The 26,985-nt window shown below is 70.8% G+C and carries 23 protein-coding genes; 13 read left to right on the forward strand and 10 right to left on the reverse strand.

Annotated features, from left to right (window positions below; translation table 11 throughout):
• Positions 1–4 precede the first annotated feature (4 nt).
• The 3 genes from FDA94_RS33385 to FDA94_RS33395 all read right to left on the reverse strand — a co-directional run bounded on the left by FDA94_RS33385 (position 5) and on the right by FDA94_RS33395 (position 2,911).
• Positions 5–823 carry a DMT family transporter gene (locus tag FDA94_RS33385; protein WP_137251056.1) on the reverse strand — a complete coding sequence of 273 codons (819 nt, stop codon included), beginning with the start codon at positions 821–823 and terminating at the stop codon, positions 5–7.
• A gap of 208 nt (positions 824–1,031) precedes the next feature.
• On the reverse strand, positions 1,032–1,763 hold the full coding sequence (locus FDA94_RS33390; RefSeq protein WP_137251057.1) for an SDR family oxidoreductase: 732 nt from the start codon (positions 1,761–1,763) through the stop codon (positions 1,032–1,034).
• An 11-nt stretch (positions 1,764–1,774) separates the two neighbouring features.
• Entirely contained in the window at positions 1,775–2,911 is a 1,137-nt protein-coding gene (locus FDA94_RS33395; RefSeq protein WP_137251058.1) for an MFS transporter, read from the reverse strand.
• Positions 2,912–2,962: 51 nt separating this feature from the next.
• Here FDA94_RS33395 and FDA94_RS33400 point away from each other — a divergent pair, with 51 nt between their 5' ends.
• Positions 2,963–3,898 (forward strand): ROK family transcriptional regulator, encoded by a 936-nt coding sequence (locus tag FDA94_RS33400; protein ID WP_212735620.1) that lies wholly within the window; start codon positions 2,963–2,965, stop codon positions 3,896–3,898.
• Here the strand turns inward: FDA94_RS33400 and FDA94_RS33405 are convergent.
• Positions 3,895–4,365, reverse strand: coding sequence for a TspO/MBR family protein (locus FDA94_RS33405; protein WP_137251059.1), 471 nt, complete (start codon positions 4,363–4,365; stop codon positions 3,895–3,897). The two genes, FDA94_RS33400 and FDA94_RS33405, sit on opposite strands and share 4 nt — an antisense overlap.
• Before the next feature lie 29 nt (positions 4,366–4,394).
• Complete coding sequence (locus FDA94_RS33410) at positions 4,395–5,027, reverse strand: VC0807 family protein (protein WP_137251060.1); 633 nt, start codon at positions 5,025–5,027, stop codon at positions 4,395–4,397.
• Between the two features lie 331 nt (positions 5,028–5,358).
• On the opposite strand from FDA94_RS33410, the gene FDA94_RS33415 reads away from it, so the two are divergent.
• The 5 genes from FDA94_RS33415 to FDA94_RS33435 are packed head-to-tail and all read left to right on the forward strand — an operon-like array spanning position 5,359 to position 12,917.
• On the forward strand, positions 5,359–7,686 hold the full coding sequence (locus FDA94_RS33415) for a hypothetical protein (RefSeq protein ID WP_170991238.1): 2,328 nt from the start codon (positions 5,359–5,361) through the stop codon (positions 7,684–7,686).
• Positions 7,687–10,812 carry an Hsp70 family protein gene (locus FDA94_RS33420; RefSeq protein WP_137251062.1) on the forward strand — a complete coding sequence of 1,042 codons (3,126 nt, stop codon included), beginning with the start codon at positions 7,687–7,689 and terminating at the stop codon, positions 10,810–10,812. It abuts the gene before it with no gap.
• Entirely contained in the window at positions 10,812–11,843 is a 1,032-nt protein-coding gene (locus FDA94_RS33425) for a hypothetical protein (protein WP_137251063.1), read from the forward strand. Before FDA94_RS33420 ends, FDA94_RS33425 begins: the two co-directional genes overlap by 1 nt.
• Positions 11,833–12,375 (forward strand): hypothetical protein, encoded by a 543-nt coding sequence (locus FDA94_RS33430; protein WP_137251064.1) that lies wholly within the window; start codon positions 11,833–11,835, stop codon positions 12,373–12,375. The genes FDA94_RS33425 and FDA94_RS33430 overlap by 11 nt, the downstream gene beginning before the upstream one ends.
• The gene (locus FDA94_RS33435) at positions 12,372–12,917 is read left to right on the forward strand and encodes a hypothetical protein (RefSeq protein ID WP_137251065.1); all 546 of its coding nucleotides are present in this window, start codon (positions 12,372–12,374) and stop codon (positions 12,915–12,917) included. Before FDA94_RS33430 ends, FDA94_RS33435 begins: the two co-directional genes overlap by 4 nt.
• On the opposite strand, the gene leuE is transcribed toward FDA94_RS33435, so the two are convergent.
• Positions 12,914–13,549, reverse strand: a complete 636-nt coding sequence (gene leuE / locus FDA94_RS33440; RefSeq protein WP_137251066.1) for a leucine efflux protein LeuE — start codon at positions 13,547–13,549, stop codon at positions 12,914–12,916. The genes FDA94_RS33435 and leuE overlap by 4 nt on opposite strands.
• 58 nt (positions 13,550–13,607) lie before the next feature.
• Between leuE and FDA94_RS41255 the strand changes: the two genes are divergently transcribed.
• Positions 13,608–13,736: a hypothetical protein gene (locus FDA94_RS41255; protein WP_269750632.1), complete on the forward strand. Its 129-nt coding sequence runs from the start codon at positions 13,608–13,610 to the stop codon at positions 13,734–13,736.
• Complete coding sequence (locus FDA94_RS33445; protein WP_137251067.1) at positions 13,733–14,836, forward strand: YeiH family protein; 1,104 nt, start codon at positions 13,733–13,735, stop codon at positions 14,834–14,836. The genes FDA94_RS41255 and FDA94_RS33445 overlap by 4 nt, the downstream gene beginning before the upstream one ends.
• Positions 14,837–14,928: 92 nt before the next feature.
• On the opposite strand, the gene FDA94_RS33450 is transcribed toward FDA94_RS33445, so the two are convergent.
• Positions 14,929–16,488, reverse strand: coding sequence for an ABC transporter permease (locus FDA94_RS33450; RefSeq protein WP_137251068.1), 1,560 nt, complete (start codon positions 16,486–16,488; stop codon positions 14,929–14,931).
• The gene (locus FDA94_RS33455) at positions 16,485–17,366 is read right to left on the reverse strand and encodes an ABC transporter ATP-binding protein (protein WP_137251069.1); all 882 of its coding nucleotides are present in this window, start codon (positions 17,364–17,366) and stop codon (positions 16,485–16,487) included. Before FDA94_RS33455 ends, FDA94_RS33450 begins: the two co-directional genes overlap by 4 nt.
• A gap of 83 nt (positions 17,367–17,449) precedes the next feature.
• Between FDA94_RS33455 and FDA94_RS33460 the strand changes: the two genes are divergently transcribed.
• The 4 genes from FDA94_RS33460 to FDA94_RS33475 all read left to right on the forward strand — a co-directional run bounded on the left by FDA94_RS33460 (position 17,450) and on the right by FDA94_RS33475 (position 23,089).
• Positions 17,450–17,920: a GbsR/MarR family transcriptional regulator gene (locus FDA94_RS33460; protein WP_137251070.1), complete on the forward strand. Its 471-nt coding sequence runs from the start codon at positions 17,450–17,452 to the stop codon at positions 17,918–17,920.
• Between the two features lie 226 nt (positions 17,921–18,146).
• On the forward strand, positions 18,147–19,766 hold the full coding sequence (locus tag FDA94_RS33465) for a chitinase (protein ID WP_137251071.1): 1,620 nt from the start codon (positions 18,147–18,149) through the stop codon (positions 19,764–19,766).
• Positions 19,767–21,533: a chitinase gene (locus tag FDA94_RS33470; protein WP_137251072.1), complete on the forward strand. Its 1,767-nt coding sequence runs from the start codon at positions 19,767–19,769 to the stop codon at positions 21,531–21,533.
• An 11-nt stretch (positions 21,534–21,544) separates the two neighbouring features.
• Complete coding sequence (locus tag FDA94_RS33475; RefSeq protein WP_137251073.1) at positions 21,545–23,089, forward strand: cellulose binding domain-containing protein; 1,545 nt, start codon at positions 21,545–21,547, stop codon at positions 23,087–23,089.
• A gap of 106 nt (positions 23,090–23,195) precedes the next feature.
• On the opposite strand, the gene FDA94_RS33480 is transcribed toward FDA94_RS33475, so the two are convergent.
• Entirely contained in the window at positions 23,196–23,600 is a 405-nt protein-coding gene (locus FDA94_RS33480; RefSeq protein WP_137251074.1) for a VOC family protein, read from the reverse strand.
• 173 nt (positions 23,601–23,773) lie between these two features.
• Between FDA94_RS33480 and FDA94_RS33485 the strand changes: the two genes are divergently transcribed.
• The gene (locus FDA94_RS33485) at positions 23,774–25,198 is read left to right on the forward strand and encodes a hypothetical protein (protein ID WP_212735621.1); all 1,425 of its coding nucleotides are present in this window, start codon (positions 23,774–23,776) and stop codon (positions 25,196–25,198) included.
• A 246-nt stretch (positions 25,199–25,444) separates the two neighbouring features.
• Here the strand turns inward: FDA94_RS33485 and FDA94_RS33495 are convergent, their stop codons facing one another.
• Entirely contained in the window at positions 25,445–26,494 is a 1,050-nt protein-coding gene (locus FDA94_RS33495) for an AI-2E family transporter (RefSeq protein WP_137251076.1), read from the reverse strand.
• Positions 26,495–26,985 lie beyond the last annotated feature (491 nt).

Raw genomic sequence — 26,985 nt, forward strand, 5'->3', positions numbered from 1 at the left:
CCGTTCACCTTTTCGACAGGGGAGTGGTTCTGGCGAGCGCGACCGTTCCGGCCGCCGCGAGGGCCGCGGCCGCCGTTGCGGCCAGCCCGTTGGCGGGCAGGGGTTCACCGAGCAGGAGCGCGCCGAAGGAGACCGCGGTCACCGGGTCGGCGACCTGCAACGCCGCGAAGGCCACTCCGAAGTGCCCGATCGCGTACGCCTTCTGGAGCAGCATCAGCGCCCCGACCAGGGGGATCGGGAGGGCCAGGAGGAACCACAGCTGGCCGGGCCAGCCGTCGGCGATGACCCGCATCAGGGTGGACGCGGCGCCGTACATGATCCCGGCGGAGACGGCCAGCAGGGCGGTGCGCCCCGGCGGGCCGATGCGGGTGGCGGCGGCCAGGCAGACGAGGGCGGCGGCGCCCGCCAGACCCAGCATCAGGGTGACCTCGGCGCCGGTCATGCTCGGCGGCCGGCTCGGCACCGGAACCATCAGGACCAGCGCGATCAGGCCGATCGCGACCATCGCTCCGGCCGCCAGCTCGCTCCTGGACGTCCTGCGTCCGTGCAGGGCGGCGGCGATGGGGAGCGCGAACAGCAGACTGGCCACACCCATGGGCTGCACGATCGTCAGCGGACCGATGCTCAGCGCGTAGACGTGCAGGAGTCCGCCCGCGGCGATCACCGCGCCGCCGAGCAGCCAGCGCGGCCGGCGCAGCAGCACCCGCAGGCGGGGCTCGTTGCCGGTGGCCGCGACGTGCTGCTGGAGGGCGGCGCCGAGGGCGAAGAAGAGCGAACCGACTAGGGCTACGGCCGCCGACGGCGCTGCCGCGAGCATGGTCATGGTGCGGACTCCTCTCCCCTGGATGAAGCCATGGCACGGTGGCCGGAACGCCGCGATATGGCGTCCGGTTCGGGAACTCGTGGGAGATTTCCGCTGTCGTGCCTGACTGCTAACCGCAGCCTGGTTCAAACGGGTGGGAGATCCATCCGGGATCGCCCCTGAGATGCCGACCGGTCATCCCTGGGGCGACCCCGGGCGAATGCCGCGATCAGCTCATGGTCTTGCCGCCGTTGACGGCGATCCGCTGCCCGGTGACGAACCGGGAGGCGTCGGAGGCGAAGAAGGCCACCGTGTCGGCCACGTCGGCGGGCGTGCCCATGTGGGGGAGCGCCAGGCTGTTCCGGTACGACTCGTAGTTCTCGGCCGCGACGGAGGCGTGGCGCTCGACCGGGATCCAGCCGGGCTCGACGGTGTTGACCGTGATCCCGTGAGGGCCGAGGGCGCGGGCCCACGACCTGGTCAGGCCGTGCATGGCCATCTTGGCGGCGACGTACTGGCTGAACTCGGGGTTGCCCAGGTCGGCGACCTCGCTGCCGATGTTGACGATCCGGCCGGTCCCGGCGGCCTTCATGGCGGGCAGCACCGCCTGGAGGATCAGCAGCGGCGCCTTGACGAAGAACTTGAGCTGGTCGAGGTGGTCGTCCCAGGTCAGGTCCTCGACGGGGATCTCCGGCTGCGGGCCGGTGGCGTTGTTGACCACGACCGCGAACGGCCCGGCGGCGGCCAGCGCCTCGGCCACCTGCTCCTCCGAGGTGACGTCGAAGCGGGAGATCTCGATCGAGTGGCCCCGGGCGCGGACGCGGTCGGCGACCGCGGTGGCCCCGGCCGTGTCGTGGGCGTAGTTCAGCACGACGTGCCACCCGTCGGCGGCGAGCCGTTCGGCGATGACGGCGCCCAGCCCGCGGCTGGCACCGGTGACGAGAGCGGTTCCGAGAGACAAGAGCTTTCCTTTCACGCCGGGACGGGGACAGGTGCCGATACTCGTGGACGCAGCACCGGCGCCGCCAGGGCGATGGCCGCGACGGCCGCGGTGACCAGCAGGAACGACACGCGGGGGGAGAAGGCGTCGGCGACCACCCCGAAGAGGGTGGGCCCGCCGAGCCCGGCGAACAGGGTCATCATGGCGATCCCCGAGACGCCCTCCCCGGGGGTGGGCGCGGCGTCGGCGGCGGCGCTGAACGACTGCGGCACGACGGTGGCCAGCCCGAGCCCGATGAGCGCGAACCCGAGGGCCGCCACCCAGGTCACCGGCGCGAACACGGCCAGCAGGCCGCCGGCGAGCCCGGTCAGCGCCCCGGCCCGGACCGTCCGCACGATCCCGAGCCGGACGATCACCGCGACCGAGCCCAGCCGCGCGAACGCCGAGGTGCAGGCGAAGGCGACGTAGGCCAGCGCCGCCGCGACGGCGTCGGCCCCGGTCACGTCCCGGACGTAGATGCCCGACCAGTTGACCACGGAGCTCTCGGCGAAGGAGGAGCAGAAGGCCACCAGCCCGATCACGATCACCGACCGGGACGGCAGGCCGAGCCGCCGTTCGGGAGCGGGCGCGGAGGGGCGTACCGGCAGAGACCGGGCGGCGAGCAGGGCGCCGCCCGCCGTCACGACCGCGACGGCGCCCAGGTGGAGCGGCGCCACGACGTCGAAGGAGGCGGCGAGGGCGCCGAGACCGGCGCCGAGCAGCATGCCGACCGACCACATGCCGTGCAGCCGGGTCATGATCGGCCGCCCGGCGGCCTTCTCGATGCCCGAGGCCTCGGCGTTGACGGCGACGTTGGAGGTCCCGGCCGCCGCCCCGTAGAGGACGAGGGCCAGGCAGAGAACGGGGACACTGGGAGCCAGCGCGGGCAGCCCGAGCGTCAGGCAGTAGATCGGGACGAGGATCGCGGTGGCGTCCCGCGCCCCGAATCGGGCTAACAGGGGACCGGCGGCGAGCAGGCCGGCGACCGAGCCGCCCGCCGTGGCCAGCAGGACGAGACCGAGGGTGGTGGCCGACAGACCCAGGTGCTCCTGGATCCAGGGGATGCGCGTGGACCAGCTTCCCGCCACCATTCCGTGGCACAGGAAGACCAGTGAGATCGCGCGACGCATGTCGTACTCCGTATTTCGAGGGTACGATCAAATTAACAGTTAGGCTTCCTGATGATTAAGGCGACCCCCCGCACCGCACGGGCGATCAACGACCGGATGGCGCTCGACCTGCTGGTCGAGATGGGCCCCCTGACCGCCCCGCAGCTGCGCGAACTGACCGGATTGTCCCGCCCGTCGGTCTCCGACCTGGTCGAACGGCTGCACGACGCCCGGTTGATCGAACCGGCCGGCGAGACCGGCGCCGACCGGCGCGGCCCCAACGCCCGCCTCTGGCGGGTCGCGGCGGCGCGGGCCCACGTGGTGGGCGTCGACGTGCGCCCCGATCACGTGAGCGCCGTGTGCGCCGACCTGGCGGGCGAGACGGTCGGCGAGGTGGAGCTGCCGGGCCGGCCCGGCATCGTGGCGGCCGTCCGCGCCGTGGCGCGCGGCCCGCTGCACACGGTGGTCGTCGGCGCCCCCGGCCACGGCTCCCGCGACGGCCACGCCGAACAGCGCGAACTGGGCGCCCGCGTGGTGATCGAGAACGAGGTCAACCTGGCCGCCATCGCCGAGCACCGCGCCGGGGCGGCCGTGGGCCGCGCCGACTTCGCCCTGCTCTGGCTCGACTCGGGCACGGGCGGCGCGCTGGTCCTCGACCACAAGCTGCGCCGGGGCGTCTCGGGCGCGGCGGGCGAGGTCGGCTTCCTGCCGCTGCGCGGCGGCGACCTGCACGACCTCGTCTCCGAGGCCCCTCTCGACGCGCTGGCCGACCGGGTCGCGCTGGGCGTCGCGGCGATCGTCGAGGTCGTCGACCCGGGCCTGGTGGTGCTGGGCGGCGGCGTGGGCCACCAGGGAGGTTCGGAGCTCTCGGTACGCGTCCAGCGCGCCGTCGAGGCGATCTGCCCGGTCCCCGTGGAGGTCACGGCGAGCACGGTCGCCGACAACCCGGTGCTGCTCGGGGCCACCCTGCTGGCCCTCGACGCGGCCCGAGACGAGACGTTCGGCTAGTTCGCCGTCCAGATCGACAGGTTGAGCGCGGCGGCGAAGGTCACCCAGAGCAGATAGGGCACCAGCAGCCACCCCGCGACCCGGCGCCTGCGCAGGAACACGACGATATTGACCACGATCGCCACCCACAGCAGCGCGATGTCGACGAACGCGGCCCCGTAGAGCCCGGCGCCGAAGAAGAGCGGCGTCCAGAGGGCGTTGAGAACGAGCTGGACGACATAAGGGACGAAGGAGCGATCGAGTCCGCAGGCCTCCCAGACCAGCCAGCCGGAGATCGCGATCATCGCGTAGAGGACCGTCCAGACCGGGCCGAAGAGCCACTGCGGCGGCGCCCACGAGGGCAGGTCGAGCTGGGTGTAGACGGCGCCCGCGTTCGAGGCCGCGAGCCCGCCGGTCACCGCGACCAGCGCCACGACCAGCGCGAACACGAGGAGTCCGGGCCAGCGATACCGGGTCAGAGTGCTCATGCCCGAACCCCTGCCCGCAGGGGCTCAGGTCAAGCGGCGGGCTCGGCGTGCATCCGGCTCAGCACCCGCTTGAACGCCCACACCGACCCCGCGAACGCCACCCCGGTGATCACGGCCACCGCCGAGGTCCGCACCAGCAGGTAGGTCGAGACGTTGTTGTGCAGCAGCAGCCAGATGCTCACCGCCGAGTTGCACATCAGCACGAACGCCCACAGCAGGGTGATCCGCGCGAAGAACTGCCGCATCCGCTCGTGCTTGAGCACGAACTGCGGCAGGTGGATGTAGTCGAGCGTGAGCCGCTGGACCAGCGGCTTGTTCAGCCGTACGGAGGCCAGGAAGGCCAGCGCGATGCAGATCGTGCCCAGCTCGGGCTGGATGAAGTAGACCACCGCGTCGCCCGTCCACCACCCCAGGAGCGCCCGCACCGTGATCGCGATGGCCGCCAGCACCATGGTCCCGGGCACCGGCCGCCGCCGGACCAGCCGGTAGGCGACCCCGATGTAGACCCAGGAGACGGCCGCGATCAGCCCGCCGTCGAGCCCGAGCAGCGCGAAGGCCGTGTAGAACACGGCGAGTGGAGCGACCACCCCTTCGAGCAACCGGGGGATCGCCGTCTTGAGCAGGGCGGTCAGCCGGGGGAGGGCGAACTGAGGGTGGGTCATGCTGCTCCTTCAGGCGTCGGAGCACCGACGCTAAAGCTTCCGCGCCTACCCATGGGGTGGTGTATGAAAACCCGTTTGGGAGGCCGTGGCCGATCCGTTACGTTACTCGACCCTTAGGGGTGGTCGGGGCTACCCCCTAAGGGGAGATGTCCGAGTTAGAGGGATCTAACCATCTGGATAACAGGCCGTTCTCAGCTCTTGTAGTTGCCTTTACTAGGGTCGTTCCAGGTTTGTCCCTGATGTGATGGAAGCATCTGGTCCGCTGGGGTTGACGTAGCTACAGTCCGAACGTGAAGAGCGTTCCAGGAGGGGCTACGTGACGGTCGAGCACATGAGACAGGACATCCGCACGGCGGAGGAGTACGCGGCCGGGATCCGGCGGCTGCTGGAGAACCCCGATCTGCCCGACGAGCTGGGGCCGGCCGTCGCCCGCACCCGCGACCAGGCGGGCCGGCTCCTCGACGCCACCCGGCGTCCCTACCAGCTCGGCGTGCTCGGCGAGTTCAGCGCCGGCAAGACGATGTTCATCGCCTCGCTGCTCGGGCTGGAGGGCCTGCTCATCGGCGACCAGCCCACGACGGGCAACGTCACCGCCTACTGGGTGCGCCAGGGACGTTCCGGCACCCGCACGATCATCACCGGCAGGCAGGCGAGCTACCTCACCGAGACCGCCGTCGCCCAGCGCCGGGAGTCGATCGGCCAGGAGCTGCACACCGCCGGTCGCGCCCTGTCGGGCCCGGCCGCCGCCGGGTTCGAGCAGGCCGTCTGGGAGGCCGCCGCCCGCGACGGCGACGGCCGTACGCTGCTGCGCTGGCACCAGACCCACGCGGCCCAGGCCCCCAACCAGGTCCGCCGCCTGTCGGCCCAGCTCGTGGCCATCGCGCTGGCCGTCCGGGAGTTCGGGAGCCGTCTCGGCGCGCGGCCGGGCATCACCGAGGCCGAGGCGAAGGACCTGCTGCTGATCTCCGAGAGGCGGCCGGTCTCCGAGCCCGACCCGTTCTGGATCGTCGACCACATCGCGGTGACCGTCGAGGTCGCCCCCGAGGTGCTCGACCTCGACCGGCTGCTCGGCGACGCGTCGTGGAACCACGAGGTCTCCAAGGACCGCATGGTGGTCTACGACTTCCCGGGCTTCCTCAACGACATCTCCGGCGAGCGCGACCTGACCCTCACCAAGACGCTGCTGCCCGACATGGACACCGTGATCGCCCTGCTCAAGGGCGGCAACCCCGACGGCATGGCCTCCGACGAGCTCACCTCGCTGTTACGCGAGGTCTATCCCACCGACCGGCGCGGGCGGGTGCTGGTGGGGGTGGGCAACCTCAGCGACGTCCAGGACATCAGGCGGTTCGAGACCCCGGCGCTGCGCCAGGCGCAGTCTGACGACGAGGTGCTCGACCAGGTGCCGACCCTGCGCAAGCTGCTCGACACCGCCGGGAGGCTCAACCCTGACGACGACCCCTTCTTCTACTCAGGGCTGGTGGCCCTCGACCACATGGGTCTCTCGGGGTCGCTGGACAACCGGGTCGGGGAGGCGGTCAGGGTCGTCGACGCCGCCGGAGCGGTCGCCGCGGGGCTGCCGCAGTCGAGCCGGCTGCGGACCATGCTGACCGAGACCGCCCGCGACGGCGGCAAGGAGCTGGTCCTCGACCGGCTGTCCGACCGGCTGGCCGGCTACGGCCTCACCGCCCGCCACAGCCGGGTCGTGAAGGAGCGCGCCGCCCTCGACCTGGCCGAAGGCGACCTGGAGGCGGCGCTCGACCAGGCCTCCCGGACCGTCTTCGCCTCGGCCGGCGCGGAGACCGAGAACCTGGTGAACCAGGTCAAGACCGTGCTGAGCAGCCTCAAGGCCGACCTGCCGCCGCTGCTCGCCGAGACCCTCGGCGGCGGCAACCCCTCTCTGATGGACGAGATCCGCGCCGACCTCATCGCCCGCGTCTTCGCCTGGCCCCAGTGGTGGGGGATCATGTCCACCGCCACCGGCACCGAGCTGCGGGCCGGCCCCGAGTCGACCGAGGAGTTCGTCGGCCCCTTCACCACGGTCTGCCACGAGGTGTACGCGGCCTCCCGGAACCTGGCGCTGGTCCGCTGGGAGCAGGCGGTGCTGGCCAAGGCCCAGTCCCTCGTGACCGACGACCTGCGCCGCCGGCTCGCCGCCGTCGACCTCCCCGAGCAGGAGCGCGAGACGCTGGCCGCGCTGATCCGGCCCGCCGAGTGGCGCGGGATCCTGACCAACGCCGCCGGCGACCTCCCCCGGCCCGACACCGGGGGCGTCGAGCACGCCTTCCCGATGCGCCGCCCCCACCGGTTCGCCTGGTCGATCCCTCATGACGACCGCCCGGCCGAGGACGCCTGGTTCGTGCACCAGCTGCACCCCGTCCACGTGATCAGGCTCCGGCAGCAGGTCGTCGACGCCGCCGACATGGTGGTCCGCGGGTGGCTCGACGCGCTGCGCCCGCTGGCCGACGCCCAGATCAGATCGGGCCTGGAGACCCTGGAGGACATCCTGGAGCAGATCCGCGCCGACGTCGTCCGCCGCCCCGCGCAGGCCAAGGGCACCCCGCTGCTGGAGGAGCTGCGCAAACTCCGCGCCGCCTACCCCAGCGGCGGCGTGAACCTCGGGTTCTCCCGGTTCGCCGACTGGAAGAAGGGCGCGTAGATGGAGCTCTACCTCGCCGGCCCCGACGGCGGCCGGGTGACCGACGTCCGGGTGCCCGGACCGCTGCCCCTCCCGATCGTCGTCCCGGAACGGGACGCCGTGATCAGGGCGATCACCGTCGAACCCGCCGGGGCGCTCGCCACCCGCTGGACGCCGCAGGTGCCGCCGGGCGGCCTGAGCGTGCGGGGCGGCAGCTCGTGGCGGCTGCTCGGACCGGTGTCGGCCGAGCCCTCGGACGCGCCGGCCGAACCGGTCGTCTTCACCTGGACCATCACCTACGAGTACGAGGGCGGGAACCGCCGCATGGCAGAGAGCCGCGTCACCGTCAGTTCCGAGTCCAGCCCCGACCTCGACGGCAACAGCGGCTGGATCGCCTTGGACTACGGCACCAGCACGACCTCGATCACCCTGTTCGACCAGCGCCGCCAGCACGCCCTGATCGGCTTCCCGCCCTCCCAGCGGGAGGTGCTGCGCCGGGAGCTGACCCTGCGCTTCGACGGGCATCCCGGGTTCGGGCTCGACGGCCAGAGCTGGCAGCGCTTCCTGGCCGCCACCGGGAGTACCCTGGCGACCGCCGGGGGGACCGCCGACCCGCTCCAGGCCGCCAGGGCCGTCCTCGACAACGACACCTCCACCAGCGGCGCGGGGCTCTACCGGCTGCTGCTGACGATGGAGCGCCAGGCCGCCCAGGTACGGCAGCCGATCGTGTCGCAGGCGCTGCAGGGTCTCTACCGCGCGGCCTTCGACGTGCCGCCGATCCGGGAGCAGCGGATGATCCGGATCCCGCTGCACGCGGGGGAGGAGACGATCGACAGCGAGATCGCCGTCCACGGGCTCGACCCGCTGACCGTCAGCATGGCGGCCGACGGGCACCGGTCGGGCGGATCGGCCGAGCCGCTGGCGCCGGAGGTCCGGTCGCAGCGCAGCCTCAAGCAGTTCATCGGCTCCTCCCGGTCGCTGCCGGGCCTGCCGGCGGGCCACCCGGTGACGCCCGACGACGTGATCGCCGCCGCCTGGTCGGGCCTGCTGACCGAGAAGGTCGCCAAGTACTGCCAGGAGCACCCCGACGAGGTGTCGACCAAGCCGATCACCCACGCGGTCGTGACCTATCCGACGGTCTCCCCGCCCCGCACCCGCCAGGACGTCGAACGGCTGGCCCACCGCATCGGCATGCGCCAGGTCGTGACCGCCTACGACGAGGCGACCGCCGCCGCGATGTTCTACCTGATGCGCGACTTCGCCGGCGACCAGGCGGTCGGCATCGAGGCGTTCCGGGCGCACACCCGCCGGGTGGGCGACAAGCAGTGGCACCGCAACATCCTGGTCGTCGACATCGGCGGCGGCACCACCGACATCGCGCTGCTCGGCATCACCCTGCTCGACCAGACCGTCTACGGTACGGGCCGCGACGAGCGGGTCCAGGGCCGCTACTACGCGCTGCGTCCCGCCGTGCTGGCGAAGGCGGGCCGGGCCCAGCTCGGCGGCGACCGCATCACGCTGGGCGTCTTCAAGCACCTGAAGGCGCTGCTGGCCGACGCGGTGCTGATCCGCTCACCCCGGCTGGTGCGCGAGGAGTACCCGGGCTACCTGACCGGCGGCGTCTACGTCCCCGGCTCGCTGCTGGCCCCCGCCGCCGACTCCGACGCCGAGCAGCGCAGGGCCGACCTGATCGAGAAGGTGGTGCCGACCCGCTGGGCGAGCGCGGCGGGTGACCGGCACGCCGCCGAGGAGCGATTCCGGCGGCTGTGGAGCCAGGCCGACCTGGCCAAACGCCAGCAGTCCACCCAGGAGGGCGACTACGTCGTGCGCCGGGTGCCCGAGCTGCTCCAGCTGGAGGGCCGCGCCCGTGACATCACCGAGCCCGCCGAGGTGGTCGTCAAGCAGGAGGAGATCAACCGGATCATCGAAGAGGTGGTCAGGGACGCCTTCGCCATCGCGCTCAGCGTGGTCAAACGGCGGCTGGGCCGCGACAAGAGGGGCGTGCCCGACGTCCTCGACAAGGTCATCATCTCCGGCGGCACGTCGGCGCTGCCCCAGGTGCGCCGGGTCCTCCTGGAGACCTTCGCGCAGGCCGGCGACCACGTGAACTGGAACCCCCTCGACGTCGTGTACGACCCCGTCTTCGCCAAGACCGGCACCTCCATCGGCGCCTGCTGGGCCGAACACGTACGGCAGAAGGGCTACGCCAGCGCCTCCCACGCCACCCAGCGGGTGCGGCGCGGCCTGACCGAGCTCTACATCGACGTGGACAACCTGTTCCACGCGCTCCCCAACACGCTGGTCTTCGACGCCACCGGCGGGCAGCTGTTCCCGATCTTCCAGGTCGGTGAGCGGTTCGACCGCATCCAGGTCGACGGCGACATCGAGGGCCGCCGCCGCTACGGCGACTGGATCCCGGTGCCGCAGAACATGGCGATCTACCGCCAGCCGTTCGCGGTCGAGGAGGAGCGCAGCCTGTGGAGCCACCTGAGCATGCACGACCTGCTCAAGGGGCGGGTGCCGGCCGAGCAGCAGGCCGCCTGGTACCGGCAGGTCCAGGTGACGTTCGAGGTGAACGAGCGGGAGCTGGTCACCGCCCACTTCTGCCACCAGTCCGGCCCCGTGTACGCCCCCCGCTTCGGCTCCGCCCCGGCGACCCGCGGCCTGGTGGCCAAGGACGAGGCGGGCCGCTTCGTGCTCCAGCGGGACATCGTGGTCAACCCGTACACGGCGGGCGGCCTGGCCTCCGCCCCGCAGCCGATCTTCGCGGCCGGGACGGTGCTGACCGAGCGCCTGCTCACCGACAACGGCCGCCACGCCGCCGGTCTGATCGGCCGGCCGCTGCCCAAGGACGTGCCCGGCGACGGCCTCTGGACCTTCTACACCCCGGAGCCGGGTCGGCCCGACGCCCTGACGCAGATCGGCGAGTCCGTACGCGCCCCCAAGGCGGGGCTGCTCGGCGCCGACATGGTGCCCGTGCTCGACTCCGAGGGGCGGCTGACCGTCGAGCCCGGCTACGTGCGCTTCCGTGAGGCGCGGTCTCCGGCCGACGTCGTCGCCGACCCCGGGTCGGTGTTCAGCGTGGCGATGATCCCGGGCGACCCCGACGTCGACGAGAAGCTCAACCCGTTCACCGGCAGTCACTGATGGCGCTGGAGGAGACGCTGCGCGCGGTCCTGGTCCAGGGCGGGACCGCGCCCGCCGCCCTGACGCGGGGCTTCCTGGCCGGGCTGCGCACGGCGCTGGCCGACCTCCCGGCCGGCCCGGGAACGGCCGAACTGGCCGCCGACCTCGACGCCGTGCTGGCCGCGCCGGCGCCGGAGCAGCCGGTCGCGGTCGTGACGGCCGCCAGCCCGCTGCGCGACGCCCTGCTCGACCTGGCCGAGCGGCTGGCGCCGGGGTCCACCTCGCCCTCGCACGACGAGGGCGCGCTGTGGACCGCCGTCCACCTCAACGCGCTGCGCCTGTCGCGGCGCGAGGCCGACCTGGTGCGCCGGGCCGCAGAGGAGGCCGCCGTCCGGTCGGGGGCCAAGCTCGGCAGGCCCGGGGCGGCGGTCACCCTGCACGGGCCCAAGGACGAACGGCTGATCCCGGCGCTGAAGGTCGACGGCCGCGCGGTCGCGCCCGGCCTGGCGGTGGCGGTCGGCGGCGCGCCGAAGACCACCGGCCCGGTCCCGGCCGAGATGGCGGCGTTCGCGGCGATGGTGCCGGTGCTGGCCGGGCTCGACCCCGGGCTGCACCACTGTCTCCAGGCGCTGGAGTTCTCCGGCCTGCGCGGCCTGGCCGAACCGGCCGCCCGGACCGGCTACGTGGGCCATCTGAACAGCCGCCTGGAGGAGGTCGCCGGTCAGCGGAGGCACTCGGGTCCGTGGCTGGAGTCGGTGGTCCGCCTGCACGAGGCGCTGTGCTCGGTGGTGCACCTGCCGCCCGCGCCGGAGGACTCGTGGTGGGGGGAGTGGCGGGTGGCCTGCAACGACGCCCTGTCCGACGCCGCGCTCGACTCGGGCGCCGGGACGGTCAAGTTCCCGCCCGGCCGCTACCGCTCGGTCGACGACCTGACCCGCCACGACATCGCCATCCACTACCCGGAACGGCCCGGCCAGGTGCTGGCGTGCGTGCGGGCGTGGTCGAGCGTGCACGGGATCGAGTCCCCGGGGCGGGTCATCTATGCCAGCTGACCTGGTCGCCTGGCCGTCCGACGACGACTACGTCCGGGCGCTGAGCCGCTCGGCGGAGTTCGGCGCGGGGGAACTGCGCGGCGCCTGGGTGGCCATGGACGGCCCCGACCGGCCGCGCAGCTTCCCCTGGCCGGGCGGCATCGGGTTCGAGGTGAGCGCCGAGAGCGAACTCGTGCTGCTCTGCTTCACCTCGGCGGCGGCCTCCGACCGCTGCCACCGGCTGGCGGCCGAGGGGACCGGCGCGCTGCACTGGCACCACCGGGGCGTCTCGATGGACGGGCGGTGGATCCCGGTCGCCACCCACGAGCGGGTCACCTTCGACCCCCGGACCGCCTTCTGGGCCGAGCCCGCCGCCGACGACACCCGGGAACTCCGCATCCCGCGGATCCCGACGGCCACCACGATCGAGCCGGCCGCGCCGCCGCCCCCGCCCGCCGTGCCCCGGCCCGTGCCGCCGGCCTGGCTGGTGCCGGTCGTGGCCGCGATCGTCGCCCTGGCCCTGGCCGGGCTCGTGCTCGTGTCGCTGGCATGACGCGCGGCCGTGCGCTCGTCGCGCTCGTCTGCGTGCTGGCCGTCCTCGTCGTCGCCCAGACGCTGGTCGCCCGCGCCAAGGTGGCCGCGCTGCGCGACACGATCGAGGTGTACGAGACCCAGGGGGTCGTCTCCGCCTCCACCCTGGCCGGCGCGCTCGTCCGCGAGAAGGTCGTGTTCGAGCTGGCGAACACGCGGTGCGAGGGCCTGACGGAGTGCCGGCCGACGAAGCCGGTCACCGTCGAGCCGTGCGACGGCGGCCTGTGCGTGTCGCACGACTGGTCCGGCCGCAAGCAGGTCGCGGTCGTCGACGGCGAGGCCGCGGGCGTGCCCCGCGCCGGCGACTTCAGCTGCGACGGGGCCGACAACGGCGACGACTACCGCTGGCGGTTCACCTTCACCCCGACCCGGGCCGCCTTCGACCCAGGGACCGGGACGTGGTTCGTCACCGAGTTCGACGCCCGGCTGGAGGCGGTCAAGGACGACGCCGCCGCCTGCGGCGAGGTCACGACGGTCTGGGAGGTGACCGGCGAGCCGGTCTAGAGGCTCGTCGTCGCCAGCTTCGCCCCGAACCCCACGAACACCGCGCCCACAGCCGTCGTCAGCCCCGCCGACAGCACCTTCCGCTGCCGGAACTGCCCGGCCAGGAACGTCCCGCCGAAGATCAGCGCCGACAGGTAGAGCACCGAGAACACCTGCAGGATGGCCCCCAGGATCAGGAACGACAGCGCCGGCGCCGCGTACGTGTGATCCACGAACTGGATGAAGAACGACACGAAGAACAGGATCGCCTTCGGGTTCAGCAGGCTGATGACCAGCGCTTTCCGGAAGGGGTCCGGGGAGAGCGCGGGCGTCTCGACCTCGCCCGTCACGGCGCGGGCCCGCCACGCGCCCCAGATCATCGAGAGCCCGATGTAGGCCAGGTAGGCCGCGCCCGCGTACTTCACGATCGTGAAGACCAGCTCGTTCGACATGAGCAGGGACGCGGCGCCCGCCGCCGAGGCGAACATGAGCACCGAGTCGCCGATGAAGACGCCGGCCGCCGCGCGGTAGGCGTCGCGGACGCCGCGCTGGGCGGCGGTGGAGAGCACGAACAGGGAGTTCGGGCCGGGGAGGAGGACGATCAGGAACGCGCCGATGACATAGGTCCATATGTCGGTGATGCCGAAGAACACGCGGTCACGATACTCCGGTCACTTTACCGATAATTCCTATATGTTTAGTATGAAATGTATGACCGAACCCCCCACTCGGCAGGAGAGCCGGACCCAGTTCAACGAGGACTGGGCGGCCACCGTCATCGGACTCGTCCTGCTCGTGCTCGTCATCGTCGGCGTCATCCCGCCGGGGCTGATCCCATGACCGAGACCCGGCCCCAGTCCCAGGCCGAGACCCGGAGCCCCGTGCTCTACGTCGTCCTCGGCGTCGTCGTCGTGCTGGTGCTCGGCGCGGCCACCCGGTTCCTGGAGAAGAACGTCCCCGCCTGGTTCGAGGGCGACGTCGCCAAGGCCATCGAATATCCCGTCTACGCCATCGTCCTCGGGCTCATCGGCAACGCCGTCCTCACCGCCACCGGATGGCGGGAGCGGCTCGAAGGCGGCTTCCGTACCGAGTTCTTCATCAAGACCGGGCTCGTGCTGCTCGGGGCGTCCATCAACCTCAAGGTGATCGTCACGGCCGCCGGACCGGCCATCATCCAGGGCATCCTGCTCATCACCAGCGTGTTCCTCTTCACCTGGTGGCTCGCGGGGCGGCTCGGGCTCGACGACAAGCTGCGCGCGCTGTTGTCGGCCGCCGTGTCGATCTGCGGGGTGAGCGCGGCCATCGCGGCGGCGGGAGCCGTACAGGCACGGAAGGAGCAGCTCGCCTACACGGCCAGCCTGGTGATCGCGTTCGCGCTGCCGTCGATCTTCCTGGTGCCGTGGCTGGCCTCGGTGTTCGGGCTGACCGACGAGGTCGCCGGGGCCTGGATCGGCGGCAACATCGACACCACCGCCGCCGTCACCGCGGCCGGCGCCCTCGTCAGTGAGGACGCCCTCGCCGTCGCGTCGATCGTGAAGGTGACCCAGAACGCGCTGATCGGGATCGTGGTGATCGCGCTGACCGCGTGGTTCGCGTTCAGGGTCGAGCGGACGCCGGGCGCCAAGGCGCCGGGGGTCGGGGAGTTCTGGACGCGGTTCCCGAAGTTCGTGCTCGGGTTCGTGGCCGCCTCGGTGATCGCCACCTGGTATCTCGGCACGGTCTCCAGTGCCGAGGGCAAGGAGGTCATCGCGGTCGCCAACGACCTGCGGGTGTGGTTCCTGATCCTGGCCTTCGTCAGCATCGGCCTGGAGTTCAAGGTCGGCTCGCTCCGGGAGGCCGGCTGGCGGCCGGTCGCCGTGTTCGCCTCCGCCGCGGTGCTCAACCTGGTGCTCGCGCTCGGGCTGGCGCTGCTCCTGTTCAGCGGCTTCACTGTGACGTAAATCACATTCGGGCCGATGGAACGTGCCTCGCTGCGACATAATCCCTGGTTAAGGGTGGCGCCCCTTGTTGGGGGCGCCACCGAGCGGTAACTTCACACCCCGACGTCGCGGCGACGGAAGCCCCACAGGCCCGCCGCCGTCAGGGCCACGGCCACCACGGCGAGCACGACCAGCGGAAGCGCGGTCACCTCGCCGCCGGGGAGGTGGGGCGTGTGGGTGAACGGCGACAGGTCGAGTACGACCTCGCTGAGCTGGAGCAGTGCGCCGATCTGTCCCAGCAGCAGGCAGATCGCCAGGATCCCCCACGCCACCGCCGACAACCGGGGCAGCAGGCCGAACAGGGCGACCGTCAGGCCCGTCAGGGTGGCCGCCGCCGGAGCCTGCGCCAGCGCCGCGCCGATCAGCCGGGGGATCTGGCCCATGTCGCCGACGTCCGCGCCATAGGTGAGACCCAGGCCGACCCCGATCATGAACAGCGCCACGACCGGGCCGATCACCGCGAAGACGACGTGGCCGAGCGCCCACGGCACCCGCGCGGTCGCCGTGGCGAGCACCGGTTCGGCCCGCATCGTGCTCTCCTCCGAGCGCATCCGCAGCGCCGCCTGGATCCCGTACGCCGCGGCGGCGATGGCCGCGATGCCCAGCAGGGTGGCGATGAAGGTGTCGGTGAGCGACAGCCCGCCGCCCAGGCGCGCGAACAGCTCGGCCAGTTCGGGGTTGCCCGTGAAGGCCTCGGCCGCCCCGGACGCCGCGCCGCCGAAGGCGAGCCCGAAGACCAGGAAGCCGGCGCTCCAGCCGATCAGCAGCCCCCGCTGCAGCCGCCAGGCCAGCGCGAACGGGCCGGTCAGCGAGGTCGAGCCGGCCGGGCCGAGCCGGGTCGGCAGCATCCCGCCGCCCACGTCGCGGCGGACCGAGAGCCATCCGGCCAGCCCGGCCAGCAGCGCCGCCAGGCCGAGGGAGGCCAGCAGCGGCAGCCACGTCTCGTCGGCGAACGGCTGGGTGTACTGGCTCCATGCCAGCGGCGAGGCCCACGACAGGTTCGAGCCGGTCGCGTCGCCCGCCGCGCGGATCAGGTAGGCCAGCCCGAGCACGGCCAGCGCCAGCCCGCGCGCCGGTCCGGCGTTCTCGGTGAGCTGGGCGGCCACCGCGCCGACGCCGGCGAACACGATCCCGGCGAACGCCAGCGACATGCCCAGCAGCAGCGCGCCGCTCGTGAAGCCCATGAAGGCCGCGGTCAGCAGGCCCATCACCAGGTCGGCGGCGATCACGACGAGGAGCGCCGCGCCGAGCGGGGCGTGCCGCCCGACGACGGTCGCGGCGACGAGCTCCCGCCGCCCGGCGTCCTCCTCCGTACGGGTGTGCCTGATCACCACCAGCACGTTGATCAGCGCGACGATCAGCAGGGTCAGCCCGGCGCGCTGGGTGGCCAGGGCGCCGACGCTCGACCCGTAGATCGGGCCCAGCATCGCCTCGATCGAGGGGATGCCCGCCGTGGTCTGGGCGTAGAGGGCCCGGGACTCCTCGGTGGGCGTGAGCTCGGCGAAGCTGGCGGCGTACACGGCGGGGAGGGCGGCGAGGATGAGCACCCACAGGGGGAGCAGGACCCGGTCGCGCCGCAGGATCAACCGGACCAGATGCCATCCGCCGGTCATGACGCCGCGCCCTGGTAGTGGCGCATGAAGAGCTCTTCGAGGGTGGGCGGCTGTGAGGTGAGGCCGCGCACGCCGGCCGTCGTGAGGTGCTTGAGGGTCTCGTCGAGCCGGTCGGTGTCGACCTCGAAGCGGACGCGGGTGCCGTCGACGACCAGGTCGTACACGCCCGGAATGGAGGTCAGGGGGGTGGCCAGGTCGGCGCTGATCGACGTGCGGGTCAGGTGGCGCAGGTCGGTGAGGGTGCCGGTCTCGACGGTCTGGCCGCTCCTGATGATGCTCACCCGGTCGCAGAGCTGCTCGACCTCGGCCAGGATGTGGCTCGACAGCAGGACCGTGCGGCCCGACTGCTTCTCCTCGACGATGCACTCGCGGAAGACCTCCTCCATCAGGGGGTCCAGGCCGGAGGTGGGCTCGTCGAGGATGAGCAGCTCCACGTCCGAGGCGAGCGCGGCGACCAGGGCGACCTTCTGCCGGTTGCCCTTGGAGTAGGCGCGGCCCTTCTTGCGCGGGTCGAGGTCGAAGCGCTCCAGCAGTTCGGCGCGGCGCTTGGGGTTCAGCCCGCCGCGCAGCCGGCCGAGCAGGTCGATGACCTCACCGCCCGACAGGTTCGGCCACAGGGTGACGTCCCCGGGCACGTAGGCGAGGCGGCGGTGGAGCGCGGTGGCGTCCTTCCACGGGTCGCCGCCCAGCAGGCGGGCCGACCCGGAGTCGGCCCGGAGCAGCCCGAGGAGGACGCGGATCGTGGTCGACTTCCCCGATCCGTTCGGGCCCAGAAAACCGTGCACCTCCCCGGTCCTGACCGTGAGGTCGAGTCCGTTGAGCGCGTGCGTCCGGCCGAAGGTTTTGTGGAGGCCGGACACCAGGATGGCGTTTTCCATGGTTCGGACCGTACGCTCGTTTCACAAACTTGTGAAATCCATGACGCGTATGAATCGCATATATATTTCGGAGGGGAGGTTGGATGCGAGACGAGGAACAGGTACGGATGGCCACCGAGCGGATGGCCATGGTGTTCACGAGCTGGGGTTTCCCCCGCATGGCCGCACGGGTGCTGATGACGGTGATGACCGCCGACGAAGACGCGCTCACGGCCGGCCAGATCGGTGAGCGCCTGGCGGTGAGCCCGGCGGCGGTGTCGGGCGCGGTCCGTTATCTGATGCAAGTGGCCATGCTGGAGAAGGAGCCTCAGCTCGGATCCCGCAGCGACGTCTACCGGCTGCCGGACAACCCCTGGTACGAGGCGACGGCTCTGAAGAACGACCTGTTCATCACGCTGGCCAAGATGGCCGAGGAGGTCGCGCTGGCGCTGGGCGAGGACACCCCGGCCGCCCGCCGGGTCCAGACGATGAACGAATACTTCAAGTTCATCCACGAGGCCCTGCCGAAGCTGATCGACCTCTGGCGTGAGTACAAGGTCGAACACGGGCTCTGACTGACAGAGTGGTCTGACACATGTTGACATAGACCGCCTCGGGTTCCGGGGCGGTTTCGTCATGTTTCACCGGATACCGGGATGGGCCTTGTGAGGGCGGATCCGGCGGGCTACGATCCCCACAACTCTTAGGAAACTTTACTAAAAGAAGTCCTGAACCACTGCGTCAAGTCACCGGACGCGGCCACAGCTCTGTTCCCCCCACCCGTCCCACAGAGGTTGTGACATGCAACGCAGGTACCTCTGGCGCGCGCTGACGGCGGTCTTCTCGCTCGCGCTCGCCTTCGTCGTGATCCCCTTCGCCGCGAGCCCGGCCAACGCCGCCGCGACGGCGACCTTCACCAAGACCTCCTCGTGGGGGTCGGCGTTCGAGGGCAAGTACGTCATCACCAACAGCGGCCCCACCGTGGTCAACGGCTGGTCGCTCGCCTTCGACCTGCCCTCCGGCGGCGCCGTCAGCTCCCAGTGGGACGCCACCCTCACCCGCAGCGGCCAGCGCTTCACCTTCTCCAACGTCGGCTGGAACGGCACCATCCCGGTCGGCGGCTCGGTGAGCTTCGGCTTCATCGCCAGCCCCGGCGGCGCGACGCCGGCCAACTGCACGATCAACGGCGTGTCCTGCGGCGGCGGCACCAACCCGTCTCCGTCCCCGTCCCCCTCGCCCTCGCCGCAGCCGGGTGTCCCCGGCAAGCCCGGCACTCCCTCGGTGACCGGCACCACCGGCTCCTCGATCTCGCTGAGCTGGGGCGCGTCCTCGGGCACCGTCACCGGCTATCGCGTGTACGAGGGCACCACCCAGCGCGCCCAGGTCACCGGCACCACGGCGACCATCTCCGGGCTGGCGGCGTGCACCGGGAAGACGTACACGATCAAGGCCTACAACGCGCAGGGCGAGTCGGCCGCCAGCGACGCCGTGAGCGGCTCGACCACCGGCTGCCCGATCGGGCCGCTGCCCAAGCACTTCCTCACCGGCTACTGGCACAACTTCGTCAACCCGGCCGCCGAGCTGAAGCTGTCGGCGGTGCCGAACGAGTACGACCTGATCGCCGTCGCGTTCGCCGAGGCCACCAGCACCCCCGGCCAGGTCACCTTCGCCCTCGACCCGGGCCTCGCCACCGCCGTCGGCGGTTACACCGAGGCCCAGTTCAAGGCCGACATCCAGGCCCTGAAGGCGCGCGGCAAGAAGGTCATCATCTCCGTCGGCGGCGAGACCGGCCGCGTCCAGGTCGCCAGCAGCGCCGCCGCCACCCAGTTCGCCAACTCCGTCTACACGGTGATGCAGAACTACGGCTTCGACGGCGTCGACATCGACCTGGAGAACGGCCTGAACGCCCAGTGGATGGGCGACGCCCTGCGCCAGCTGCGCAGCCGTGTCGGGTCGTCGCTGATCATCACGATGGCCCCGCAGACGATCGACATGCAGTCGACCGGCATGGAGTACTTCAAGCTGGCCCTGGCCATCAAGGACATCCTCACGGTCGTCCACATGCAGTACTACAACTCCGGCTCGATGCTCGGCTGCGACCAGGCCTTCGCCTACGGCCAGGGCTCGATCAACTTCCTGACCGCCCTCGCGTGCATCCAGCTCGAGAACGGCCTGCGCGACGACCAGGTCGCCCTCGGCCTCCCGGCCGGGCCCGGCGCGGCCGGCGGCGGCGTGGTCGCCCCGTCGATGGTCAACCAGGCCCTCACCTGCCTGGCGACCCGGACCAACTGCGGCAGCTTCGTGCCGCCGCGCGCCTACCCGGGCATCCGGGGCGCGATGACCTGGTCGATCAACTGGGACGCCAGCAACAACTGGAACTTCTCCCGGACCGTCCGCCCCCACCTGAACACCCTGCCGTAGATGAAGATCCGCAGCCTCATAGCCGCTGCGGCCCTCGTGCTGGGCGGCGCCCTCGTGGCGTCGCCCGCCCAGGCCGCCAACATCGCCACCAACCCCGGCTTCGAGTCGGGCCTGACCGGCTGGACGTGCTCCTCGGGCGCCCAGGCCGTCACCACCCCCGTCCGTTCGGGCACCGGTGCCCTGGCCGCCACCCCGGCGGGCAGCGACTTCGCCCGGTGCTCCCAGACCGTGACCGTCCAGCCGAACACCGCCTACACGCTCTCGGCGTGGGTGCGCGGCCCGTACGTCTTCCTCGGCGCGATCGGGTTCTCCGAGACCTGGGCCGCGCCCGGGGCGACCTGGGCCCAGCTCACCCGGACCTTCACCACGGGCTCCTCCCAGACCTCCGTGACGATCTACCTCAACGGCTGGTACGGCCAGGGCACCTACTACGCCGACGACGTCGTCCTCGACGGCCCCGGCGGCAACCCGCCCGGACCGCAGCCCCCGGCCGCGCCGGTCCTCTCGCTCGGCCAGACGACCACCGACGTGAACCTGTCGTGGCCCGCCGTCTCGGGCGCCACGGGATACCGCGTCTACCGCAACGGGTCGCTCATCTCCTCGCCGACCGCGACGGCCTACACCGACCGGCCCGCCGCCGGGACGTACGGCTACCAGGTCAGCGCGGTCAACGCCGCCGGTGAGTCGGGCAGGTCCAACACCGTCACCGCGGTCGTCGGCAGCGTGCCGCCGCCGCCCACCGGCCTGCCCAAGCGGGTCATGGTCGGCTACCTGCACGCCTCGTTCGCCAACGGCTCCGGCTACACCCGGATGGCCGACGTGCCGAACGAGTGGGACGTCATCAACCTGTCGTTCGGCGAGCCGACCTCGGTCACCTCCGGCGACATCCGCTTCACCCAGTGCCCGGTCGCCGAGTGCCCCAACGTGGAGACCGAGGCCCAGTTCATCGCCGGCATCCGGGCCAAGCAGCAGGCCGGCAAGAAGGTGCTGATCTCGATCGGCGGCCAGAACGGCCAGGTGCAGCTCACGACCACGGCCGCGCGCGACAAGTTCGTCCAGTCGGTCGGCGCCATCATCGACAAGTACGGCCTCGACGGTCTCGACATCGACTTCGAGGGCCACAGCCTGTCGCTGAACGCCGGTGACACCGACTTCCGCAACCCGACCACCCCCGTGATCGTCAACCTGATCGCGGCGCTGCGCTCGCTGAAGGCCCGTTACGGGAGCCGTTTCATCCTGACCATGGCTCCGGAAACGTTCTTCGTGCAGCTCGGCTACCAGTTCTACGGTTCGGGCCAGTGGGGCGGCGCCGACCCGCGCGCGGCCGCGTACCTCCCGGTCATCCACGCGATGCGGAACGACCTGACCCTGCTCCACGTGCAGGACTACAACTCCGGGCCGATCATGGGCCTGGACAACCAGTACCACACGATGGGCGGCCACGACTTCCACGTCGCGATGACCGACATGCTGCTCGCCGGGTTCCCGATCCAGGGGAACGCGAACAACGTCTTCCCGGCGCTGCGGCAGGACCAGGTCGCCATCGGCCTGCCGTCCTCCCCGCAGGCGGGCAACGGCTTCACCACCGTCGCCGAGGTCCAGAAGGCGTTCGACTGCCTGGCCAAGGGCGTCAACTGCGGCCCCTACCGGCCGCGCGGCGTCTACCCGAACCTCCGGGGCCTGATGACCTGGTCGATCAACTGGGACCGGTTCAACAACTTCGAGTTCTCCCGCAGCCACCGCTCCTACCTCAACGCGCTCGGATAAGGGACCTTTCGATGAAACTACGTGCGCTTTTAGTCGCGCTGGGGACGCTCGCGGGCGTCCTCGTCGTCGCCACCCCCGCCCAGGCCGCCCCCGCCACCGCCGTTTTCACCAAGACCTCCGACTGGGGCTCCGGCTTCGAGGGCAAATACGTCATCACCAACGGCACGACGTCGACCATCAACGGCTGGTCGGTCGCCTTCGACCTGCCCTCGGGCGGCAACGTCAGCTCCCAGTGGGACGCCGTACTGTCCCGCAGCGGCCAGCGCTTCACCTTCTCCAACGTCGGCTGGAACGGCACCCTGGCCCCCGGCGCCACCGCGAGCTTCGGCTTCATCGCCTCACCCGGCTCGGCCGTCCCCGCCAACTGCACCCTGAACGGCCAGCCGTGCGGCGGCGGCACCACCAACCCCGGCGCTCCGGGCACCCCCGGAACCCCGTCGGTCACCGGTTCCACCTCGTCGTCGATCTCGCTGTCGTGGGGCGCGTCCTCGGGGACCGTCGTGGGCTATCGCGTGTACGAGGGCAGCACCCAGCGCGCGCAGGTCACCGGCACCTCGGCCACCATCTCCGGGATCGCGGCGTGCACCTCGAAGACCTACACCGTGAGGGCGTACAACAACGTGGGTGAGTCGGCGTCGTCCGGATCGGTGACCGGCTCGACCACCGGCTGCCCGACCGGCGGACCCCGGATGCCCGGCGCGCCCTACCTCTACATGGGCTGGGGCGACCCGCCCAACCCCGCGACCGTGATGTCGGCGACCGGCGTGAAGTCGTTCACGATGGCCTTCATCCTGTCGAGCGGCGGCTGCAACCCGGCCTGGGACGGCAACCGCCCGCTGAACAACGCGGCCGACGTCAACGCCATCAACGCGATCAAGGCGGCCGGCGGGTCGATCCAGGTCTCGTTCGGCGGTTGGTCGGGCAACAAGCTCGGCCCCAACTGCTCGACGCCGCAGGCCTACGCGCAGGCCGTCCAGACGGTGATCAACGCCACCGGGCCGGCCGTGGTCGACTTCGACATCGAGAACACCGACGAGTTCGAGAACTACACCGTCCAGGACCGCATCCTGAACGGCCTCAAGATCGTCAAGCAGAACAACCCGAACATCAAGATCGCGGTCACCTTCGGGACGTCGACGACCGGCCCCACGTCCCACGGAGTGCGCCTGATCAACCAGGCCAGGGCCCTGGCGGTGCCGATCGACAACTTCACGATCATGACCTTCGACTTCGGCAGCTCGAACATCCAGCAGGACACGATCAACGCGTCCGAGGGCCTGAAGAACGTCCTGAAGTCGGCCTATGGCTACACCGACGCCCAGGCCTACGCGAAGATGGGCATCTCAGGCATGGTCGGCCTCTCCGACCAGCTGGAGACCACCACCCCCGCGGCCTGGACGGCGATCCGCGACTACGCCCTCCAGCGCGGCCTGACCCGCTTCGCGACCTGGTCGGTCAACCGCGACCGCCCCTGCCCGGGCGGCGGCGTGGTCGCCAACTGCTCGGGCATCAGCCAGCAGAACTGGGAGTTCACCCGGATCACCGGAGGCTTCTAGCTCTGCGTGACACCGAATAGCCGAGGGCGGTGCCGCACCCACGCCGGGACGCCGGGGTACGGCACCGTCCTCTTCGTACTGCTCTTTCAACGGCGCGCGAGAGCCCTCACCTCGTGAAGCGCTCCGCGAGCGCCTCGCGAGAGGGGTGCCCCCAGCCGATGCAGAACGGGTGCCCCGCCGGGTCGGCATAGACCTGATGGCCCTCGTCGGTGTCGAGGTCGGCCGCGGCCCGGAGCAGGCGGGCCCCGAGGGCGATCGCCTCCTCGTGGGCGGCCCGGGGGTCGTCGACGTGCAGGTCGAGGTGGATCTGCTGCGGCGTTCCGTCCGGCCAGCCGGGCTGTACGTGGCCGGGTGCCAGCTGCACGCCGATCCGCCATTCCCCCGAGGCGTCGAGGACACTGTGCCATTCGTCGTCCTCGACGACCCGCCCGCCGAGGATCCCCGCCCAGAACGTGCTCTCCGCCCGGAGGTCGGCCGCGTCGAACACGATCACCTGACGAACCGTTTCCATGTGGATCCTCTCCGGTGCCGGGCCTGGGAATCTGCTCCCACGTACCCGCGCCGCATGGTGGCAGGCACCTCGTTTCAGAGTCCAGAGCGGCCCCGCAGGGCCGCGCCCTGAGAAGTGACGACGTTCGCGCGTGGCCCTCCTCGGCCGGGCGGAGTGGCTAAGGTTGCCCCGTCATGGATTACGCAATCCCCACGGGAATTCTTCTCGTCACCGGTGTCGTGCTCGCCGTCCTCGCACAGCGGAAGGGGTGGCAACCCTCACTCCTGGCGATCCTCGGGGTCGGGATCACGGTCCGGGTGCTGATCATGGCGTTCTCGGCCGCCGACTCCTGGCAGCCGATCGACTTCGTCAACAGCTTCCGCCCGGCCGGGGAGGCGATCCTCGAAGGGCGCAACCCGGTCAACAGCGGGTGGCACTTCCTGCCGGCGATCCCCTATGTCTACGGGTCGCTGATGTGGCTGGGCATTCCGTGGGAGATCGCGGGCCGGCTCGTCACCGTCGTCGCCGACCTGGCGCTCATTCCGCTCGTCGGCAAACTGGCCGGTCAGGGGCAGGGGAGGCTCCGGGCCTTCCAGTACGCCTGCAACCCGCTCGCCATCCTGGTCGCCTCCGTGCACGGTCAGGTCGAGCCCGTCTCGCTGGTGTTCGCCGTGGCCGCCTACGTGGTGGCGCGGGGGCAGGGCGAATTCCGGGGGAGCGAGCCGCTGCTCGACCGGCCCGACCGGATGGTGCGCAGCCTCCTCACGCGCGACGCCGCCGGGGTGACCCGCCGGGCCGTCTACGCCGGCATGCTCATGGGGCTGGCGCTCTGCGCGAAGAGCTGGCCGGTGATCCTGGTGCCGGGCATGTTGATGTTCCTGCCGGGCGTGCGGGCGCGGATCGTGTCGGGGCTGGCGGTGGCCGTACCGCCGATTCTCGTGCTTCTGACCATGCCGCTCGGCGGCTGGGTGCGCTGGGACCAGCTCGTCGACGTGCTGAAGGAGATCAGCCTGCGGCCGAGCGACGTGCGGCCGATCACCGGCGACTGGGGCTGGACCGCCGTGATCAACGGCGGCAACTGGGACCTCACGCCGTGGAAGCTCGTCGTCGGCCAGTACATGATCTACGCCGTGGCCGCCTTCTGCCTGTGGTGGTGGCGCAAGGCCGACCCGATCGACGTGTCGATCGCGATCCTGCTGGGCTTCATGGTCGTCACGCCCCGCTTGGGGGCGCAGTATCTGCTCTGGTTCATGCCGTTCCTGGTCGCCCGCCCCACGAAGTGGGCCTGGCCGGCGATCATCGGCAGCTCGCTGTGGGCCGCGACCGGCTATCTGGTGCTGACGCAGTTCCGCGGACAGGACTGGGGCGCCCTGCACGCCCCGTGGGCGATCAGCTCGATCATCCTGTTCCCGCTGCTCATCGCCGCGATGCCGTGGGCCCGCCGGTCATTCGACGATCAGGCGAACCAGGTGCCCGTGACTCTTGAACCCGGGCGGGTCGCCGTCGAGCACCCCCGTGACGCAGTCGAAGACCCGGGGCTCGCTCTGCCTGACGAAGAAGACCGGCTCGGCGATGGCCGCAAGAAGACCGACAGCGGCACGGTGCAGCGCGACGCCTGACAGGTCCTCGCCGATCGTCAGCGTCACCTCGTACACCCCGTCGTCGACGAGCCGGTCGCGTACGATCCGCCACCTGTCGCCGCACGCCGTCTTGAGGTGCGGCAGCAGGTGGACCTCCGGCTCCTCGGTCACCCAGCCGTCACGGCGCATCGACGCCAGCAGGGTCTGGACCTGCGGATCCATCGCTGTGCCGTCGGCGATCCCGGTCTGCCGCTCATCGATGTCCCATCTGCGCACGCCGTGACCCTATGCCGGTGTACGCCCCTGCGGAGGAGCTTCACCCGAAACGAGCGCACGGGCGAAGCGGGCAGAAGGGTCGCTGTCGATGACCAACGCCCGCACCAGCAGCGAGAGCGGAATGGCCAGCAGCGCTCCCAGCGGTCCGATCACGAAGGCCCACACGATCAACGAGATCAGCGTCATCGTGGTCGACAGCCCGACCGCGTCACCGAGGAACTTCGGCTGCACGAACGACTGCACCACCACGTTGATCACGATGTAGGCGAGAATCACCAGCAACATCGTCGAGAAGCCCCCGTCCAGCAACGCGAGCAGCGCCGGCGGCAACAGCCCGAGGATGAAGCCGATGTTCGGCACATAGTTCGTGATCAGCGCGAGGATCCCCCACAGCAGCGGCAGCGGCACGCTGAAGATGTACAACGCGATGACGTCGAGCACCGCGCAGATGATCCCGAACACGGTGGAGACGAGCAGATAGCGCCGCGTCCGCGACGCGAACGTGGTCAGCGCCGCGTGGAGCTCGGGCCGCTCGACCTCGGCGACCCTGATGATCCGGGTGAACGCCGGCGCGTCGAGGTTCATCGACAGCGACAGCACCACGATCAGGAACAGCGCCGACCCCGCCCCCAGCGCCCCCGAGAGCAGCCCCTGCGCGATCGGCAGCAGCCGGCTGGGATCGAAGGAGCTGATCGCCTTGTCGATCTGGTCGGTCCCGAACCCGATCTCGGCCGCGAAGGCCCGCGCCCCCGCCGCCAGCGCGGCGAACTTGTCGCTGTACGTCGGTGCGATCGACGCCAGCTGCGTGGCCGCCACCGCGATGATCGCCACCATCCCGGCGAGCACCAGCAGCACGACGAGAAAGGGAACCGCCACCTGCAGCCAGGTCGGCGCGCCCTTCCGCTCCAACACACCCCTGATAGGCGACACCGCCACGACCAGGACGAGAGCCAGCATCACCGGACCGACAATCGATCCGACGGCCTGGACTCCGGCGAGGATGACGACCGCCGCCGCCGCGGTCAGCAGGACGACCAGTGCGCGGGGCAGCTCGATCATGAGGCGTTTCTACCCCTCTGACCGGCGGAGATCCACTATTGGTGATCAACTGACCGAGCCGTGACCTCGCGGCCGTGCGGAAGCGCTCCGGAGAGCTGTTAATCTTTAACACGTCGACCTGGTTCGGCAAACCCCACTCAACAAGATCCGGAAATCCGGTCGATTTGACATCGTCTGGGATCTGGCTAAGTTAGAGGGGTTGCTCTTCGGCAGGAACCGCAAAATAGCGTCAAAACACCGAGTTTGACACTAGCGGGAAACGCTGAAAAGATAAAGGCACAACAGCAAGAAAAAAGAAAAACAAAGCAAGTCCGTTTCGCAGGAACCGCAAAATAGCGTCAAAACACCGAGTTTGACACTAGCGGGAAACGCTGAAAAGATAAAGGCACAACAGCAAGAAAAAAGAAAAACAAAGCAAGTCCGTTTCTTGAGAACTCAACAGTGTGCTAAAAGCCAGTGCATGATGCACAACCCCGTCTATTAGACGGATT

The sequence above is a fragment of the Herbidospora galbida genome, from assembly GCF_005233835.1.
Classification (GTDB): Bacteria; Actinomycetota; Actinomycetes; order Streptosporangiales; family Streptosporangiaceae; genus Herbidospora; species Herbidospora galbida.

Bases quoted from the DNA above. Each gene is read 5' to 3' on its own strand.
- FDA94_RS33385 (WP_137251056.1), bottom strand. From the start codon at position 823: ATGACCATGCTCGCGGCAGCGCCGTCGGCGGCCGTAGCCCTAGTCGGT.
- FDA94_RS33395 (WP_137251058.1), bottom strand. From the start codon at position 2,911: ATGCGTCGCGCGATCTCACTGGTCTTCCTGTGCCACGGAATGGTGGCG.
- FDA94_RS33400 (WP_212735620.1), top strand. From the start codon at position 2,963: ATGATTAAGGCGACCCCCCGCACCGCACGGGCGATCAACGACCGGATG.
- FDA94_RS33405 (WP_137251059.1), bottom strand. From the start codon at position 4,365: ATGAGCACTCTGACCCGGTATCGCTGGCCCGGACTCCTCGTGTTCGCG.
- FDA94_RS33410 (WP_137251060.1), bottom strand. From the start codon at position 5,027: ATGACCCACCCTCAGTTCGCCCTCCCCCGGCTGACCGCCCTGCTCAAG.
- FDA94_RS33415 (WP_170991238.1), top strand. From the start codon at position 5,359: ATGAGACAGGACATCCGCACGGCGGAGGAGTACGCGGCCGGGATCCGG.
- FDA94_RS33420 (WP_137251062.1), top strand. From the start codon at position 7,687: ATGGAGCTCTACCTCGCCGGCCCCGACGGCGGCCGGGTGACCGACGTC.
- FDA94_RS33425 (WP_137251063.1), top strand. From the start codon at position 10,812: ATGGCGCTGGAGGAGACGCTGCGCGCGGTCCTGGTCCAGGGCGGGACC.
- FDA94_RS33430 (WP_137251064.1), top strand. From the start codon at position 11,833: ATGCCAGCTGACCTGGTCGCCTGGCCGTCCGACGACGACTACGTCCGG.
- FDA94_RS33435 (WP_137251065.1), top strand. From the start codon at position 12,372: ATGACGCGCGGCCGTGCGCTCGTCGCGCTCGTCTGCGTGCTGGCCGTC.
- FDA94_RS41255 (WP_269750632.1), top strand. From the start codon at position 13,608: ATGACCGAACCCCCCACTCGGCAGGAGAGCCGGACCCAGTTCAACGAG.
- FDA94_RS33445 (WP_137251067.1), top strand. From the start codon at position 13,733: ATGACCGAGACCCGGCCCCAGTCCCAGGCCGAGACCCGGAGCCCCGTG.
- FDA94_RS33450 (WP_137251068.1), bottom strand. From the start codon at position 16,488: ATGACCGGCGGATGGCATCTGGTCCGGTTGATCCTGCGGCGCGACCGG.
- FDA94_RS33455 (WP_137251069.1), bottom strand. From the start codon at position 17,366: ATGGAAAACGCCATCCTGGTGTCCGGCCTCCACAAAACCTTCGGCCGG.
- FDA94_RS33460 (WP_137251070.1), top strand. From the start codon at position 17,450: ATGCGAGACGAGGAACAGGTACGGATGGCCACCGAGCGGATGGCCATG.
- FDA94_RS33465 (WP_137251071.1), top strand. From the start codon at position 18,147: ATGCAACGCAGGTACCTCTGGCGCGCGCTGACGGCGGTCTTCTCGCTC.
- FDA94_RS33470 (WP_137251072.1), top strand. From the start codon at position 19,767: ATGAAGATCCGCAGCCTCATAGCCGCTGCGGCCCTCGTGCTGGGCGGC.
- FDA94_RS33475 (WP_137251073.1), top strand. From the start codon at position 21,545: ATGAAACTACGTGCGCTTTTAGTCGCGCTGGGGACGCTCGCGGGCGTC.
- FDA94_RS33480 (WP_137251074.1), bottom strand. From the start codon at position 23,600: ATGGAAACGGTTCGTCAGGTGATCGTGTTCGACGCGGCCGACCTCCGG.
- FDA94_RS33485 (WP_212735621.1), top strand. From the start codon at position 23,774: ATGGATTACGCAATCCCCACGGGAATTCTTCTCGTCACCGGTGTCGTG.
- FDA94_RS33495 (WP_137251076.1), bottom strand. From the start codon at position 26,494: ATGATCGAGCTGCCCCGCGCACTGGTCGTCCTGCTGACCGCGGCGGCG.